The organism is Sphingobacterium sp. GW821-FHT03E03 (assembly GCF_059420745.1).
Map to the genome: position 1 here is coordinate 86,498 of NZ_JBWKUH010000015.1, position 16,674 is coordinate 103,171.

19 protein-coding genes are annotated in these 16,674 nt (G+C 42.3%); 17 read left to right on the top strand and 2 right to left on the bottom strand.

Annotated elements, in window-relative coordinates:
* Positions 1-64 precede the first annotated feature (64 nt).
* The 17 genes from AC07UV_RS16715 to AC07UV_RS16795 all read left to right on the top strand — a co-directional run bounded on the left by AC07UV_RS16715 (position 65) and on the right by AC07UV_RS16795 (position 14,944).
* Positions 65-544 (top strand): urease accessory protein UreE, encoded by a 480-nt coding sequence (locus tag AC07UV_RS16715; RefSeq protein WP_282255584.1) that lies wholly within the window; start codon positions 65-67, stop codon positions 542-544.
* Positions 534-1,535 (top strand): ABC transporter substrate-binding protein, encoded by a 1,002-nt coding sequence (locus tag AC07UV_RS16720; protein WP_495184574.1) that lies wholly within the window; start codon positions 534-536, stop codon positions 1,533-1,535. Before AC07UV_RS16715 ends, AC07UV_RS16720 begins: the two co-directional genes overlap by 11 nt.
* Entirely contained in the window at positions 1,532-2,548 is a 1,017-nt protein-coding gene (locus tag AC07UV_RS16725) for a FecCD family ABC transporter permease (protein WP_282255582.1), read from the top strand. The genes AC07UV_RS16720 and AC07UV_RS16725 overlap by 4 nt, the downstream gene beginning before the upstream one ends.
* The gene (locus tag AC07UV_RS16730) at positions 2,545-3,372 is read left to right on the top strand and encodes an ABC transporter ATP-binding protein (RefSeq protein ID WP_282255581.1); all 828 of its coding nucleotides are present in this window, start codon (positions 2,545-2,547) and stop codon (positions 3,370-3,372) included. Before AC07UV_RS16725 ends, AC07UV_RS16730 begins: the two co-directional genes overlap by 4 nt.
* Positions 3,373-3,441: 69 nt before the next feature.
* The gene (locus AC07UV_RS16735) at positions 3,442-4,023 is read left to right on the top strand and encodes a GNAT family N-acetyltransferase (protein ID WP_282255580.1); all 582 of its coding nucleotides are present in this window, start codon (positions 3,442-3,444) and stop codon (positions 4,021-4,023) included.
* A 178-nt stretch (positions 4,024-4,201) separates the two neighbouring features.
* Positions 4,202-6,640, top strand: coding sequence for a TonB-dependent siderophore receptor (locus tag AC07UV_RS16740; RefSeq protein WP_495184575.1), 2,439 nt, complete (start codon positions 4,202-4,204; stop codon positions 6,638-6,640).
* 114 nt (positions 6,641-6,754) lie between these two features.
* Positions 6,755-7,165 (top strand): hypothetical protein, encoded by a 411-nt coding sequence (locus AC07UV_RS16745; RefSeq protein ID WP_495184576.1) that lies wholly within the window; start codon positions 6,755-6,757, stop codon positions 7,163-7,165.
* Positions 7,166-7,324: 159 nt separating this feature from the next.
* Positions 7,325-7,627 (top strand): urease subunit gamma, encoded by a 303-nt coding sequence (gene ureA / locus AC07UV_RS16750; protein ID WP_077435612.1) that lies wholly within the window; start codon positions 7,325-7,327, stop codon positions 7,625-7,627.
* A gap of 18 nt (positions 7,628-7,645) precedes the next feature.
* Positions 7,646-8,020: an urease subunit beta gene (ureB, locus tag AC07UV_RS16755; RefSeq protein WP_077435610.1), complete on the top strand. Its 375-nt coding sequence runs from the start codon at positions 7,646-7,648 to the stop codon at positions 8,018-8,020.
* Entirely contained in the window at positions 8,017-9,738 is a 1,722-nt protein-coding gene (gene ureC / locus AC07UV_RS16760) for an urease subunit alpha (RefSeq protein WP_282255576.1), read from the top strand. The genes ureB and ureC overlap by 4 nt, the downstream gene beginning before the upstream one ends.
* A 156-nt stretch (positions 9,739-9,894) precedes the next feature.
* Positions 9,895-10,479, top strand: coding sequence for a hypothetical protein (locus AC07UV_RS16765; RefSeq protein WP_282255575.1), 585 nt, complete (start codon positions 9,895-9,897; stop codon positions 10,477-10,479).
* 9 nt (positions 10,480-10,488) lie between these two features.
* Complete coding sequence (locus AC07UV_RS16770; RefSeq protein ID WP_495184577.1) at positions 10,489-11,034, top strand: urease accessory protein UreE; 546 nt, start codon at positions 10,489-10,491, stop codon at positions 11,032-11,034.
* Positions 11,035-11,047: 13 nt separating this feature from the next.
* A complete protein-coding gene (locus AC07UV_RS16775) occupies positions 11,048-11,737 on the top strand; it encodes an urease accessory protein UreF (protein WP_282255573.1) in 690 nt (229 codons plus the stop codon).
* 11 nt (positions 11,738-11,748) lie between these two features.
* Positions 11,749-12,387, top strand: a complete 639-nt coding sequence (gene ureG / locus AC07UV_RS16780; RefSeq protein WP_259182668.1) for an urease accessory protein UreG — start codon at positions 11,749-11,751, stop codon at positions 12,385-12,387.
* 2 nt (positions 12,388-12,389) lie between these two features.
* The gene (locus AC07UV_RS16785; protein ID WP_282255571.1) at positions 12,390-13,181 is read left to right on the top strand and encodes an urease accessory protein UreD; all 792 of its coding nucleotides are present in this window, start codon (positions 12,390-12,392) and stop codon (positions 13,179-13,181) included.
* 42 nt (positions 13,182-13,223) lie between these two features.
* A complete protein-coding gene (locus AC07UV_RS16790) occupies positions 13,224-14,114 on the top strand; it encodes an urea transporter (RefSeq protein ID WP_495184578.1) in 891 nt (296 codons plus the stop codon).
* Positions 14,115-14,185: 71 nt separating this feature from the next.
* Complete coding sequence (locus AC07UV_RS16795) at positions 14,186-14,944, top strand: DUF2490 domain-containing protein (protein WP_495184579.1); 759 nt, start codon at positions 14,186-14,188, stop codon at positions 14,942-14,944.
* Here AC07UV_RS16795 and AC07UV_RS16800 read toward each other — a convergent pair.
* On the bottom strand, positions 14,941-15,828 hold the full coding sequence (locus tag AC07UV_RS16800; RefSeq protein WP_108632377.1) for a helix-turn-helix domain-containing protein: 888 nt from the start codon (positions 15,826-15,828) through the stop codon (positions 14,941-14,943). The two genes, AC07UV_RS16795 and AC07UV_RS16800, sit on opposite strands and share 4 nt — an antisense overlap.
* A 288-nt stretch (positions 15,829-16,116) precedes the next feature.
* Positions 16,117-16,647: a DUF1572 family protein gene (locus AC07UV_RS16805; protein ID WP_495184580.1), complete on the bottom strand. Its 531-nt coding sequence runs from the start codon at positions 16,645-16,647 to the stop codon at positions 16,117-16,119.
* Positions 16,648-16,674: the final 27 nt, after the last annotated feature.

Consider the following 16,674-nt stretch of genomic DNA (forward strand, 5'->3'; position numbering starts at 1 on the left):
CAACGATCAGATGGAACGATGCTTGATCACAGCGCAAAGTTTGAATGACATACCCTATATAACAATGAATAGATTGCCTGTAACGATAGATACCATTGTGCCCCAGTACCAAACCATCACTGATCAGGTCGATCGGGTATACCTCGAATGGTTTGAAATTAATAAACGCCGCTTGACCAGAAATACCTTGTCTGGCAAGACGATCCTGATGCAATTGGAGCAGGGACAGGAGTGGCATCATGGAGATGCGCTGTACCACAATGGGGAATTGCAGGCAATCGTCACTGTTAAGCGAACCTTGGCGATCAGATTTAACCCTTCGGATTTGGTTCAACTGGCAGATTTTGGTTATTTCGTCGGTAACCGACATCTACCGATATTCCAGGTCGATCAGCTCCAGTCTCTCCATTTGCCATATGATGGTCGACTCTATGAGCAAATTGCGGCGAAATATGGTGCGTCTGTCCAATTGGAAGAAGCGATATTGCTGTCTGAAAATCGGATTCGCCAGCAGCTAAAGAATAGCAGAAAGCATGAAAATTAGAATATATACATTGCTGTTGCCACTGGTCTTGCTCGTATGCTCACAAGCCTGCCAAAACCAACAGTCCAATGCAAGTAAAAATGGTGTGAAAGCCATGGATAGCCGCGGCAAGGAAATCACATTGGAGCGACCAGCACAACGTGTTGTTGTCCTGTATCCCTCTCTGGTGGATGAGGTTTATATGCTACAGGCCAGTGACCGATTGGTCGGCATTCCTGAACAAGTTTATCAAATGGAGGATACCTATGCTTTTTTATCGAAATTAGACCCACGTATCGTTCAGAAAAGTATCGCTACACCAACTTTTGGTGGTCAGGCCAATAATGTAGAAAGCATCGTAAGCTTGAACCCAGATCTTGTTCTGACATTCAATACCGATCAGGATAATATCACACAGCTCGAAAATTTGGGTATTCCCGTCTTCACTTTTTCATCGAAAGATGAAACCAGTATCTTTAACGAATTGATCGGAATGGGAACGCTTTTGGACAAGAAAGCACGGGCTGAGGAAATTGTGAAATTTGTCGGAGATGAAGTCAAAAAGATGGCAGCTCCGCTCGATCAACCACAAAAGAAGGTCTATTATGCTTGGTCAAAAGGACGTGTACTTTCGACCTCGGGAAGAGGTAGCCTCATCGATATGGCCATCCGCCTATCGGGGGCGGCAAATGCCTGTCCCTTGGAAATGGAAGTACCAAATGTAGGGGCTGAAACGATCTACAAGTGGAATCCCGATCTCATGATTCTGTGGAATTCCAAAAGTTCTGATGTTTACAATTTGAAAGAATTGGCCGCACTGCCTGCCGTAAAAAATAAACAGGTATTTGTGATGTCACCGTCCTTTCCTTTTGATCCACATACCGTGAAATTTATGCTCTTTGCCAAACAGGTGCGGCATTGGTGTTTCCCGAGTTATACCAAGGAACAACTCGATCAGGATATGACAATGGCTTTTGACAAATTATACGGTAAAGCGGGGCTTCTGCAATGATACTTCAATTAAAAAAGCTTTTATTGTTGGTGATATTGCCATTAGTGCTGCTCCTGCTTTCATTATTGATCGGTTCAAGTCAGCATATTGGTTTTATTGAACTCTGCCAACGCATAGGGTTGGAATTAGGGCTTTATAAAGGAAATGATACGACGTTATTGATGGGCAGCATGGATACCATTTTGTGGCAAGTACGTTTGCCACGGATTTTATTGACCTTTATGGTCGGTGCCGCTCTTGCCTCATCTGGAGGGACCTTACAAGCTATTTTTCGAAATCCTATTGTAGACCCATTTACATTGGGAATATCTTCCGGTGCTGCTTTCGGTGCCGCCTTAGCCATGCTGTTTCCACTTTTGTCTGTCAATGTTTCGGCATTTCTTTTTGGTGTCTGTGCTGTGGCCTTGACTTACTTTGTATCAAATGCCGGTTTAAAAACATCCATCATTGGGATGGTTTTGGCAGGAATGGTTATTTCAGGGGTATTTACAGCGATGCTTACCCTGTTACAATATATCAGTGATCCTTATAAATTGCAGGCTATTGTGCAGTGGACGATGGGAAATCTCCATACCGCCTCCTGGTCAAAAGTGCAGAACGCCTTTTTACCGATCGTGATCGGATTGATCATATTGATCTTATTGCGTTGGAAATTGAATTTGTTGGCATTGGGAGATCAGGAAGCAATTGCTGTGGGGGTGAATCCAAAACTCTTGAAATTGCTGATGATCGGGGTTGCGACCATGATCACCGCATCAGCTGTTGCTGCGGTAGGCGTGATCAGCTTATTTGGACTTATTGTTCCACATATCAGCCGCATGATTTTTGGCCCCAACAATAATATTGTCGTATGGGCGAATATCAGTATCGGTGGGACATTCCTGTTATTGATTGACGATTTTTCCCGTGCAGTCATGCCTTTCGAAATTCCAATAGGGGTATTTACAATGATTATTGGTGCTCCACTCTTTATCTACCTGATGCGCCGGAACGAAATTAACTGGAACTCATGAGCAAATCCATCCATATCAAAAACCTATCTTTTGCCTATGGTAAGGATACTATTTTGCGGGACCTCAATGTGTCCTTCCCGGAAGGAAAGCTTTCGGTTATTCTTGGCCGGAACGGTAGCGGTAAGTCGACTTTGTTCAATGTTATTGCCGGATTGGAGAAACACTATCAGGGATCGGTATTGATCGGTGAAACGGAACGTAGAAACTGGAAGGTCGGTAAATCAAATGCGCTTAAACTGGGTTTTTTAAACCAGTTTCATCAGACAACTTTCCCTTTTAAGGTGGCAGATGTTATTTTAACAGGACGTGCATCATTCTCCCGCTTTTCGCCGCGGCGTGAAGATTTTGAGGCTGTGGATGCAATCCTGGAGAAATTTAATCTCGCACATTTAAAGCATAAATCTTATACTTCCCTGTCAGGTGGGGAGCGGCAGCTGGTCTTGCTTTGTCGGGTATTGGTGCAACAGCCTGATCTGTTGCTTTTGGATGAACCGACAAACCATCTTGACCTGAAATATCAGATTGCCGTTTTGCAGACCGCTAAGGAACTGGTCAAGGAGGGAACAACAGTGCTCTGTGTTATGCACGACCCCAATATGGCCTATCTTTTTGGCGACCACTTTTATTTGATGCAGGACAATACACTGGTGGATCTACAAGGGATGAATAGAGAGCAGGTTCGGAAAGTATTGGAACAGACCTATGAGTTACCATTGATCAGTTTGGAAAACCAAGGGAAATGGATGTTTGCACCTATGCTTCATACACATGACTGGACTTCGATAAAATCCCTTGAACTGGAAGGCGTAAATAATAAGCTATAAAGGCTGTAAACAATGTGCGAATAAGGTACAGATCCTAGTGGCGGTATGGACGCTAAAAACGAAAATAGTATGAATAAAATAGACATGCAAAGGACAGATTCAATCAGAAATATTGCAATAAGTACAGTCACTGTTCAGGATCTGGAAACGGTGTTACCTTATGTTATTGAATTTCGGAAACAGCTGTTTCCCATGCTTGACCCGCAAAAGATTCCCAGAGATTTGCTGGACTTTAAACAGCTGTATCTGGATGGACAAACTGGAACATTTCTACAGGCAAGGGACAAGAGCGGAAAATTGGTTGGTGTGATCGGTATGCTCGCTTATGACTATCGTTTTCCGCATCTAGATTTAGACGCCCGGAAGACTGTCGAGGTCGCGCGTCTTTTTGTCGACCCCGATTACCGTCGTTCTGGACTTGGAACAGCACTTTTCCGTCAATTGACAAAGGTGGCCAAGGAGAAAGCGGTCGAAAGACTTTACTTACACACCCATCCTTTTTTGGAGGGAGCCCATGAATTCTGGTTAAAACAAGGATTCTATCTCAAAGAATTCTGCGATGAATCGGGCTTTCCGACATTTCACATGGAGCTACTGCTGGGGCAGCCCAGTAAACTGAAATGTTCAGCAGAACTGGAATTGTCAAAATAAGGCTATTCAGTTTTGTGAACTGAATTCACGCTGAATGCAAGAAATAAAATAAATCAGCAATAGAAGATAAAAAATAATTCCAGAGGAACTGTCCCTGTTTAGAATCTTATTTCAATAAGATCATCGTAGGTGAGTTTTAAACAGGGTATGTGCCATCTGACTAATGAACAACATACGGATGAACAACACAATGAAAGCACTCGCTTTCGCATTATTGGCAAGTACCGTCACACCAGTGGCTGTTTACGCCCAACAGAGCTTTATGATTTTTGGGAAGATCCAGGATGAAAACGGAAATCCAATTCTAGGAGTGACTTTGACACTTGAAAACCAGGGACAAAAGATAAGTACTACCACGAATGGCGAATTTGCTTTTACTACCGCGACAACTTTTCCGGTACAATTGCGTGCCGAAGCGATCGGCTATAAATCACAGCTTATTCTTATTGATGAGACTACCTGGAATCCGAAAAAAGGAATTCGACTCATGATGGGAGAGGGAGGGCGGACCTTGGATGAAGTATTGGTTACCGGCCGTCGTAATAATTCCTATTTGACCAACAACATGGAGTTGGGCGGTAAGTTCGCTGGAAAGCTGAAAGATCTACCACAATCTGTGGCTGTACTGAGTAAGGAGTTTATTGAAGATAAGCAAGCATTTACAACGGGAGCACTGGTGCAGGATCTGGCTGGTGTCACTGAGGCTTCATCTTATGATGATGTGGTGATCCGTGGTTTTAAAAGCGGTTATGAAACCGGAGTCCGTTTGGTGAACGGTCTACGTTCGGGCTATGGTTACGGCAATAGTTATTATAATTCCCCACTAACAATCAATCTCGAAAACCTGGAGGTGCTGAAAGGCCCTGGAGCTTCTCTATTTGGCGACATCGTACCTGGTGGCACCATCAATATGACGACGAAAAAGCCTTTGGAAGATTTTAAAGGTCATGTCAGTTTTGCTGCCGGAAGTTTTGAAACGATGCGCACTACAGTGGATCTGGGCGGTCCATTGGATAGTGCAAAACGAATTCTCTATCGATTTAATGCAGGGTATGAAGATACCAAAACCTTTCGTGATGTGAACCGTCAAAAACGGATGATGCTCGCACCCTCATTTACATTTAAGCCCGCTGCAGGAACAACCGTAGACATCGATGTGGTATACAATCAATTCAATGGTTATCTGGATCGGGGAATGGGAATAAAGGAAAATAACTTTTATGCCCTGCCACGTTCGTTTACTTTAAGTCAGCCTTCTGATTTCTATAATTCCAAGACTTTTTCATTTAGTGGACGATTGGCGCAAAGACTGGCAGAAAATGTGAGCCTGAACCTGAGCTATATGAAATCCATCTATCAGGAAGATGTCAACGAGCATCGTACGCTAAATACTTTTGCGGATGCCCCACATAACACCATCATGAATATGCGTTTCTTTGACCGTCATGGCCGGGATTATACCGACAATATCGTCGGATATGTCAAATGGGATCTACCAGGAGATAAAATTGACCACCATATCGTTGCTGGGATCGACTTCGCACAGTATCGTGGTGACAAAGAAAATCAGTTACGGGAAGCCAGACAGCAAACTGTGGATGGCAAAGTGGTGCCATTGACTTTTGACCTGAACAACCCGACCTATACAACGCATGATCTGACCAACTACGTCTGGCGTACACAGGTCGCTTATCCTTTTTTGAGTCCCTATAAAACGACCGGTAAATACATACAGGATCAGATCAGCATTGCGGATCGTCTGAAATTAATTGTGGGGTTGAGGCATGAACATTATTCTTCGGAAACTATTGATGGACAGAATCGCTTTCATGCTACACAAAATGCCTTGCTGCCCCGTTTCGGTCTGACTTATGGAATCAACAAGCAGATTAATTACTTCGCAAGCTACTCGCAGGGTTTTGTACCGGTAGGCGCTAATTTTATCCAGAACTATAAAGACTATGGTGCGGACAAAGCTTTTGAAGCTGAACGTAGTTTTCAAATTGAAACAGGGCTGAAAACGGGCTTTTTTAAGGATCAGCTGCAAATGGATCTTTCCTTGTTTCAGATCGAGCGTAGAAATATGCTTATTGCAACAGGGACAATCAATGACTCGGGATTACCGGAGTATAGACAATCTGGCAAAGCATTGTCGCGAGGAGTTGAGTTAGATGTCCGTGGACAGCTGACCAAAGAATTTCAGGTGATGGCAAATTATACGTTTAACCATACCGAAGTGAAGGCCTCTTCTGTTGCTTCTGAAGTCGGGCAGGCGCTACCGGGAGCACCTAAAAATATGGCCAGCGCCTGGTTAAAATATGTCTTCTCCAATACTTCTTTAAAAGGACTTGGCTTTGGTACCGGTATTTATTATGTTGATAGTAAACGCATGGACAATAGCATTGGGAAAGATGGCGAAGGAAATGCCCTTTGGGGACAATGGCCCTCTTATACGACAATTAATGCGGCGGCTTATTATCATATCGGTGCCATGAAAATGGCGCTTAACCTAAACAATGTATTTGATAAATACTATTTTTTAGGGGGATTTGATTATACACGTGCCTTTGCTGGGGCGCCAAGAAACATGATGGTTTCAATTGGTTATTCCTTTTAACTAAAAAAAGCAATCAAAGCAGGTTTTTCGACAAATTTAGACTATTTAATTCAAGATTTGTACTAGTGAAGTGGCCTGCTTTGGTTGTAAATTTGGACAACAAATAATAGGATTGTGAATACAATGATTAGGCATAGTTTAGTTTTTATAGTTTTTCTTTTGAGCGTCCTGCTCCTGAAAGGAATGACTATTTCTGAACAGCTTAAAATTCATAATTCCTCGGGTATCTATCTGGATTTGTCCAGCACCCATAAACAAATTGACAAAGGTGCTGATCAACCGGAACGGGAAAATATAGTTGCCGCTGTACACGATCATGACCTTTATGATGTCAGTGAACAGGTCGACTTAAAAGATGAATGGAGTAAGCTCCTCGGTTGGACCGTATTGTACATTTGTCTTTTTATATTTTGCTATCCTGTATGTCTCAACATGCGGAATAACAGAACACCTTACATGGATCGATTGGTCCTACCACCAAAATACATTCTTTTCCAAAGTTTAAAGATCCCATTTCAGGGATAATCCTTTCCTTTTCTTACAACGCTGAGAACTGATACGCTATGCCGTAAGCATTTGCTATGGGCTTCGTCTATCAGCTTTTTTGAACGATTTTTTTAAATCGTCAGGGCTTGTACTGACTTGTTTTCGACTGAAATAACAACAATTTAAATATTATTTTATATGCATTTATTACCTAGAGAGACAGAGAAGCTATTGCTTCATCTTGCCGGTGAACTAGCGAAAAAACGTAGAGCTAGAGGACTTAAACTTAATTATCCGGAGTCTATTGCATTGATCAGCAGTGAGCTTCTGGAAGCTGCACGTGATGGCCGTACTGTGGCTGATTTAATGCAGTATGGCGCGACATTATTGACACGAGAAGATGTCATGGAAGGTGTGCCTGAAATGATTCACGATGTGCAGATTGAGGCGACTTTTCCGGATGGTACCAAATTGGTGACCGTTCATAATCCGATTCGATAATTGTTAAAAATAGAATTTATGATTCCAGGAGAATTTTTTATAGCGGATGGCCATGTCATCTGTAATGAAGGTAGAGAGGTTACGACGATTACTGTAACAAACACGGGAGATAGACCAATTCAGGTAGGTTCACATTTTCATTTCTTTGAAGTGAACAAGATGATGGAATTTGACCGTGCAAAAGCTTTTGGCAAGCGATTGAATATTATCGCAAGTACAGCAGTGCGTTTTGAGCCGGGGGAATCCAAAGATGTAGAATTGGTTCCTTATGCAGGTGCCAGAAGAATCTACGGGCACAACGACTTGGTAAACGGTGATACCGAAACCGAAGTCGCGAAAGAAAATGCAATGAAAAAAGTGAAAGAACAAGGCTTTAAAAACAAAGTATCATGAGTTTAAAAGTTAGCAAAGTAAATTATAGTGCCATCTTTGGTCCGACAAGTGGCGATAAAATCCGTTTAGGCGATACAGACATCATAATCGAAGTTGAAAAGGACTACGCTTATTATGGCGATGAAGCAAAATTTGGTGGTGGTAAGACCGTCCGTGACGGTATGTGTCAATCTTCGGTTCACACACGTGATGAAGGTACCTTGGACATGGTGATCACAGACGCTATCGTGATTGACCACTGGGGAATTGTGAAAGGTGATATCGGTATCAAGGATGGTAAGATTGTCGGTGTCGGCCGTGCTGGAAATCCAGATACGATGGATAATATTACACCAAATATGATTATTGGTGCTTCTACCGAAGTGCACGGCGGATCTGGCTATATCCTAACACCAGGTGGTATAGATACCCATATTCACTATATCAGCCCAACACAGGTCGAAACAGCCTTATACAGTGGTATTACCACCATGATCGGCGGTGGTACCGGTCCAGCGGACGGAACAAATGCAACCACCGTAACACCAGGAAAGTGGAATATCCGTCGTATGATGCAAGCGGTGGAAGATCTGCCAATGAACTTTGGCTTCTTTGGAAAAGGAAATGTGGGAACTGAACAACCTATTGTTGAGCAGATTGAAGCAGGAGCTTTGGGGGTTAAAATTCACGAAGACTGGGGAGCAACACCCGCAACAATTGATAGAGCATTAACGGTAGCTGATAAATACGATGTACAGGTTGCCATTCATACCGATACATTAAATGAAGCGGGTTTCTTGGAAGATACCATTCAGGCGATCAACGGTCGCGTAATCCATACCTTCCATACGGAAGGTGCCGGTGGTGGTCACGCTCCAGATATCATCAAATCGGCAATGTATCCAAATGTATTGCCAGCTTCCACAAATCCGACACGTCCATTTACAAAAAATACGATTGATGAGCACTTGGATATGTTGATGGTTTGTCACCACCTGAGTAAGGAAATTCCTGAGGATGTGGCTTTTGCCGATTCACGTATCCGTCCGGAGACAATTGCTGCTGAGGATGTATTGCAAGATCGTGGTGTATTCAGCATCATGAGCTCAGATTCACAGGCAATGGGTCGTGTAGGTGAGGTTATCACACGTACATGGCAGACAGCGGACAAAATGAGAAAACAAGTGGGGCCACTACCTGAAGACGAAGGAAAAAACAACGATAACTTCCGTGCACGTCGTTATGTCGCAAAATATACAATCAACCCAGCGATTGCACATGGTATCTCAAAATACGTAGGTTCTATCGAACCGGGTAAAATCGCGGATATGGTCATCTGGCGCCCAGCCTTGTTTGGTGCAAAACCGGAAATGATTATCAAAGGTGGTATGATCATCGCGTCCAAAATGGGGGATGCCAATGCATCCATTCCTACACCACAACCGATTATCTTACGTACAATGTTCGGTGGATTGGGAAAAGCAGTTCATAATACCTGTTTCAACTTTGTTTCCAAAATTTCATTCGAAAACGGCATTAAAGAGGAATATGGCTTAGCAAAAGGAGTACTTCCTGTAGAAAACTGTCGAAATATCTCCAAAAAAGATATGATCCACAACGATGCTACGCCCGAAATTATCGTTAATCCGGAGAACTATGAAGTAAGTCTGGATGGAGAAATTTTGCGTTCACAGCCGGTTGATACGGTTTCTTTGGGACAGTTGTATTTCTTGTTTTAATCTGAATGGTGACTACTATGGCTTGATCTTGCATCAGGCCATTATAAATGAAAAACACATTAATAAAACGATCATGAGCCCAAAGTAGCGCTGATGAGCAATAGGTAAAGTAAGGCTCATGATCGTTTTATTGCCCTCAAAAACAACGATATAGAAATGAAAAATTTAAAGACATTTTTGGGATGTTGTCTAGCAATAGCATGCTTTTCGATACAATCGGCTTCTGCTCAAAAAGGAGGAATCATGCTGTATGGTTCGCTCAATTACCATGAAACCACCGCTGGACACCAATTTAGTGCAGCACCAGTGGGCGTAGGCTATTTTTTTAATGACAACATGAACGTAGGGATAAATTATGGATTCAACAACGCCTATACGAAGGCGCTTGACTTTACAGATCATTCCCATGAAGTTGGTCCATTCTACAGCAACACCTGGCCGTTAGGGGAACATTTTATGTTGATCGGTCAAGTAGATGCACATTACATCTGGGGTGACCAGCATGTTGTTAATGCATCCGGAGGCATGGTGGATGGAAGCTACAATGGTTTCCTGTTCAGAGTGTATCCGTTGGTGGGTATTGACCTCGGAAAAGGCTGGGCTTTGAAAGCAAAAGTCGCGGAGCTCTCTTACAAAAAGAAGCATGGCAAGGATGCTGTTATTCCAAATGATCACGAAGTGATTACAGGAATCAATGGCTCAACTGTGGGATTGGGATTGTCAAAAAATCTATTTTTTTAAAGATCGAAAATGATTATCACAGAAATCACTAGGAATATCAATCGCGAGCAGACCAATAAGCGTCATGATCTGCTGTCGATTGAATGGTATGAATCCACCAAACGTATTCAACGTCTTCGTACAGCGGAGGGAATGGATATCGCTGTAAAATTATTGGGCAATACTTCCTGCTTGCAGGACGGCGATATCTTGTATGAAGATGAAGAAAAAATAGTTGTGGTTACCATCAGACCTTGTGAAGTTATCAAAGTGATGGCAATTGATTTCCTTCAGATTGCTTTTGTCAGCAGTGAAATCGGAAACAAACATTTGCCTCTATTCGTAGAGGCAAATGAATTGCTGATGCCTTACGAACGCTCCATGTACGAGTGGTTGACCAAAAATGGATTTGACCCTATATGCTGTATGCATCAGCTGCTGAATCCACTGCATGCAAACGTAGACCCGAAGCATCATCAAAAGTTGAAATTTTCGACAAAAAATATTCCCCTGTTCATGACGGAGCAAGGGGATACTGGTTCAGCGCCGACGGTCGCATCAACAAACAATGAATAAATAATTTATGTCAATGAAAAATACTTTTCTGGGCAAGTTGCTCCATCTCGCAGATCCGACTCTACCGATCGGTGGATTTACCCATTCAAATGGACTGGAAACCTATGTGCAGCAAGGCTTAGTCTGTGATAAAGCAACTACTGACAACTACGTGCGCCATAATTTATGGTACAATTTAAAGTATAACGATGCTGCCTTGATGAAATTGGCCTACGAGGCTACCTCCTCAACGGATTTAAATGCATTGATCGCTTTGGATCAGGAGTGTACAGCATTGAAGAGTCCAAAAGAGATCCGGGAAGCCAGTAAAAAACTGGGCGTACGCATTTACAAAATATTTAGCCGTTATCAACAACAGGATTTTGTTGTTGCCTGGGGCAAATTGATTCAGAAAAAGGAAGTGGATAGCCACTATTGCTTGATGTATGGTATGTTAGCTTCGATATTGGAAATTCCTTTGGAAGAAGCATTACATGGCTTTTATTACAATGCGGCCATCACCATGGTGACGAATGCCGTGAAACTCGTGCCGCTCGGACAGCTCGATGGTCAGGATGTTCTTTTTGACCTGCACGATGATATACTTGAGCTTTGTCACGAGACTTTAGCAGTTGAACGAAATTTAGTGGGGCTGTGCAATATCGGATTTGATATCCGCTGCATGCAACACGAACGATTATATTCTAGGGTTTATATATCTTAAAATCAAATACAATGGAAAATAGAAAATATGTTAAGATCGGTGTCGGCGGTCCTGTGGGTTCCGGCAAAACAGCGTTATTGGAAAGATTGAGCAGACGTCTGGTAAATGAGTTAGATCTGGCGGTTATTACAAATGATATCTACACCAAAGAAGATGCGGAGTATATGGCGAAAAATAGCTTATTACCTCGCGAACGTATTATCGGTGTTGAAACAGGTGGTTGCCCACATACCGCGATACGTGAAGATGCGAGTATGAACCTGGAAGCTGTAGACGAACTGGCTAGCCGTTTTCCCGATCTGGAACTTATTTTGATCGAAAGTGGGGGGGACAATCTAACTTCAACCTATAGCCCAGATTTGGCAGATATCACCATTTTCGTAATTGATGTCGCTGAGGGTGAAAAAATGCCACGTAAAGGTGGTCCCGCGATTACACGTTCGGATCTGTTATTGATCAACAAGAAAGACTTGGCGCCTTATGTGGGAGCGAGCTTGGAGGTCATGGAACATGATGCCCGTATGATGCGTAAAGGTGCTCCATTTTTGTTCTCCAATTTGAAAACTGGCGATGGTCTGGAAGAGATTGTGGGCTGGATCAAGAAATATGCATTGCTTCAAGATATTGAAGAACCTAATTTACTTCGTTAATTATGATTTGTTCTTTAGCCGTCAAAATAGCACATCGTGAAGGGAAATCCTTTATGAAGGATGCTTATGTCACTCAACCTTTTCGCATTGTACCTGTCGGTCAATATCAAAAAGACAATGCGGCTTATTTGATGATCATGAGTTCCTCACCGGGATTGTTGGATGGTGATGATCATCAGATCAAAATTGATATTGCGCCAGGAGCAAAGTTGCAGTTACAGACGCAGGCTTATCAGCGTCTGTTTCATATGAAGGGGCATTCTTCGCAGACAATGCAGGTGACTTTGGGTGAAGATTCTGTGTTTTCCTATGTTCCTCACCCGGTGGTGCCACAACATTCCTCCCATTTCTTGAGTCACAACATTATCCATCTTGCTTCCAATTGTCATCTACTGCTGAGTGAAATCGTGACCTGTGGAAGGAAAATGTCGGGGGAGGAATTTCAATACAATCATTTTCAGAACCTGACGGAATGTTATGTGAATGGTCGACTGGTTGTCAAAGATAATGTGCTGTTACAACCGGACCGTATGCCCATTCAGGGATTGGGCATTCTGGAAGGATATACACATCAAGGGACGCTGATCTATCTGAATAGTAATGGGTTAAGTCCAGATGAATGGATCGAAGCATTCTATGAGAAATATGGGGAAACCAAGGATGTTGCCTTTGGTATCAGCGCTTTGCAACATGACGGTTTTATGGTGCGGGTACTGGGCTATGGTGCCGAGCAGCTTTATCTTCTTTTTAAAGAAATGCAGAGCGCTTTATGGGAAAAATTATTCTTGAATTAAATAACGGGGCTGAATACAATTTTTAAATAACAAATTATTCTAATGAAAAATAACATCCTAGCTTTTGTTAAAGCTTTTTTTAAAGGATTTGGACAGATTATGTTACAGGGTAATAGCTGGACTGGTGTCCTGTTTATTGGGGCTATTATTTACGATTCCGCGCTCATGGGATTTGCGGGGATCCTTGCAAATCTGATCGGGGTAATAACGGCGAAATTGATGAAGTTTGATGAGGACCATATTAATGATGGGCTCTTTGGATTTAATGCCACATTATATGGGATTGCGCTCGTCTTTTATTTTCAGGCTAATATCTGGGTATGGGCTGCCTTGATCATCGGTTCTGCATTGACCACGATTTTAATGGGCTTTGCACTGAAGAAAAATATTCCTGTATTTACATTTCCTTTTATCATGATCACCTGGATTGCGCTATATGTATTGAGTATTCCAGAATTGGCTTTACGAACTGTTCCAGAACACTTTGTGGATATTGAGGAAATGGACGATTTCCTTATTGAGGGACATGCCTTTGGTCAGGTTATTTTTCAGGGTAGCTTAGTTGCGGGATTGATCTTTTTCATTGGTGTTTTTATCAGTAAGCCAATCGCGGCGTTATATGCTTCTGCAGCTGTAATTATTAGCGTTTATATATCGCATCATGGGCATGAATCAACCGATATGACCAATAATGGGATCTTTAGCTTCAATGCCGTTTTATGTGGGATTGCTTTGAGCGGGCAACGCGTCAGAGATGGTATTTATGTACTCATTGCGGTTATTATAGCAACCTATTTTGACCATTTCCTGATCCACAATGGTTGGACGACCCTAACGTTTCCTTTTGTGGTCGCGATGTGGGCAATGGAGCCTGTCAAACGATTGGACAATTGGTTGGTGGCTAAATTTTCTGCGACAGCGGAGACTCCCTAATCTTTTTTTTACTAAAATTTTATCTGATGTTGAAATTTCGTTTCATAAATCTATTCCCAATAATACTCTTATTGGGAATTCATATAAACACCGTATATGGGCAGGTAAGTCCGCCAGGGCTTGGTAAAGCCAAAACGGCCTCCTGGTCGGTGTTGGGCCTGCGACGCAAGTTGGACAGTGCCGGAACAAAGGAAGCACTGACCTATATCGGCCTGGGAACCAAAAGTACACCTGACGACTCCAATCCTTTTCATAAGCAGGCCATCTGGGTGTTGAATCATGAGGTCTATCACAAATTTGCGCCAAATCAGCAATATAGTTATGCGCTGAGCTACAGACGTCAAAATGTATATGATGAAACAGCACCCTACCACAATGAAGGAGTTGAACAGGAATTCCGATTGTATGGACGTTATGCGTATACTTTTAAGCTGGCTGAGCGCTGGAAATGGAAAAATACACTGCGGCAGGAGTTCCGGAAATTTTTTACTGCGGACTTTCACAAAGCGGAAGAGAATTTTCAGTTTAGAACCCGGCTGAAATCGCAGGTGAATTTTAAAATCTCCGATAAAAATAAGCAGGAACTGGCATTGAGTGCCGAGGGGCTTTTTGCGATCAGTAAACTGAATAAACCGGAGGATGCTTGGTCGAGCTTTGGTTACAAGGAAACACGTTTGGGCTTTTATTACATGACAGATATTCCAAAGACGCCCCTACGACTGGATGTAGGCTACATGAATGATCTGATCAAGGGCTATGATCAAGTGGATTTTGGAGTACATTATCTGGCAGTTGACCTCATTTGGAACCTGCCTTACCATAAACATTAGTCTGCCATAAACTTATGTTTGCGATAATCACTGGGTGAATACCCGGTGATTTTTTTAAATAGTCTCGTGAAATAGGAGGGCGATTGAAACTTCAACTCGAACGCTATTCCCGCAATATCTCTCGTGGCATCCTGCAAGAGGATCTGGCTATGCAGGATACTGATTTCTGTAATCCATTGCTTGGGTGGCTTATTGGTTGCCTCCTTCACACATTTGTTCAGGTAGTTTTCGGAGATATGCAATAGATTGGCGTAAAACAATACATTTTTATGGTCAATATGGAACTTTTGGACATATTCACGAAAGCGAAATGCAATATCTAGTTGTCTACTCATCGGTGCCTTGGTTTCGATATCCGATTTGATGACCTTCAATAAGATGCACTGCATCATCGAGATACATACCTCCATCACGCGACCTTCGGTAAAAAGCTCTTCCTCCAAAAGAATCAGCATTTGCTGAATCCAATTGGCAACATGCGGCTTTAACGTAGTGAAGGGATGGGAATTGAAAAATTTGATGTCATTGATCCCAAGTTCGATATCAGTGACAATTTCGTTTTCATAAACCACAAAAAAACCTTCAACATCATCGGAGATCGCCAACGTTGCGGTGATATTACCTTGCTTGATATTGATGACTTGGTGTTCAGTCAGTGTATAGGAGGCTGATTCCAGGTGTTGTGTCAGGGAACCTTTTGTTACGAAAATTAGAAAATTAAATGTAGTACGATAAGGAATGACGGGCATTAAAATGCTCCGGAGATAATTTTCAATTCGATAAACCTGGATTTTACTTTCGTTAAATAGATTATGCTCAGAAACATCAGGTAAGAATAACTTTTTATATTCGTAATTGTTGATGATCTTAATTGAATTTTTCATCTTTAAATAATTATAAATTACCTATCTACGCTAAAGTGGGTCAATGAGCTCCCCGCGCTTGCTATTTGTTTTACAACCCTAAACAAGCTAATTTCCATGGGATTGACTCGTAAAGGAATTAGTAATGGTAGATCATACAAATATAATCAATTCTTTGCTAAAGAATACCTAAAACAACACCTTCCATGTAACGTTTTAAACGGATTTGTAGGATACGATTGCAATTCAAAAATTTAGGCGGATGAGTGCCCAATCAACAATTGGGCAGCTACAACCAATAGTTCCAAGTTATACTTTTTTGCTTTGATCAAATTTTTCCTGGTTAAAATCTGCAGATTTTCCTTTTGGAATGGATAGTGAAGTCCATTGCTCATCCTGGCACATTTTTCCGATGTAAACGATCTGACCGACGTGATAAGGGTAGTGGGCAAGTTGGCGGTGGATAGCTGCTAATACGGTATGTCCTTCTCCGCGGATAAAGATTGTTTTCGTCAGGTCTTGCTCATTTAAAGATTCAAGTGCTTGAAATAAACAATCCCAACCTTCGTTCCACAACGTGATCAGTTGCGCTCTGCTCATCTCGGTATTTTCGAATTCCATATCGCGGTCTCTTCCCTCTTTTTCACCGTCCGAATGTAGAAAGTCTGTCCAACGCGAAAGCATATTCCCATGGAGGTGTTTCACAATGAGGGCAATACTGTTGCTGGATGGGTTGAATTGCCAGAACAAGTGCTCATCACTCAATTGAGCGAAGGTCTTGTCTCCCAAAGATTTAAATTCATGAAATTGCTTGAGGCTACTTGCTAAAAAATTATCCATTGGATTGTGTGTTATGTGTGCTTGTGT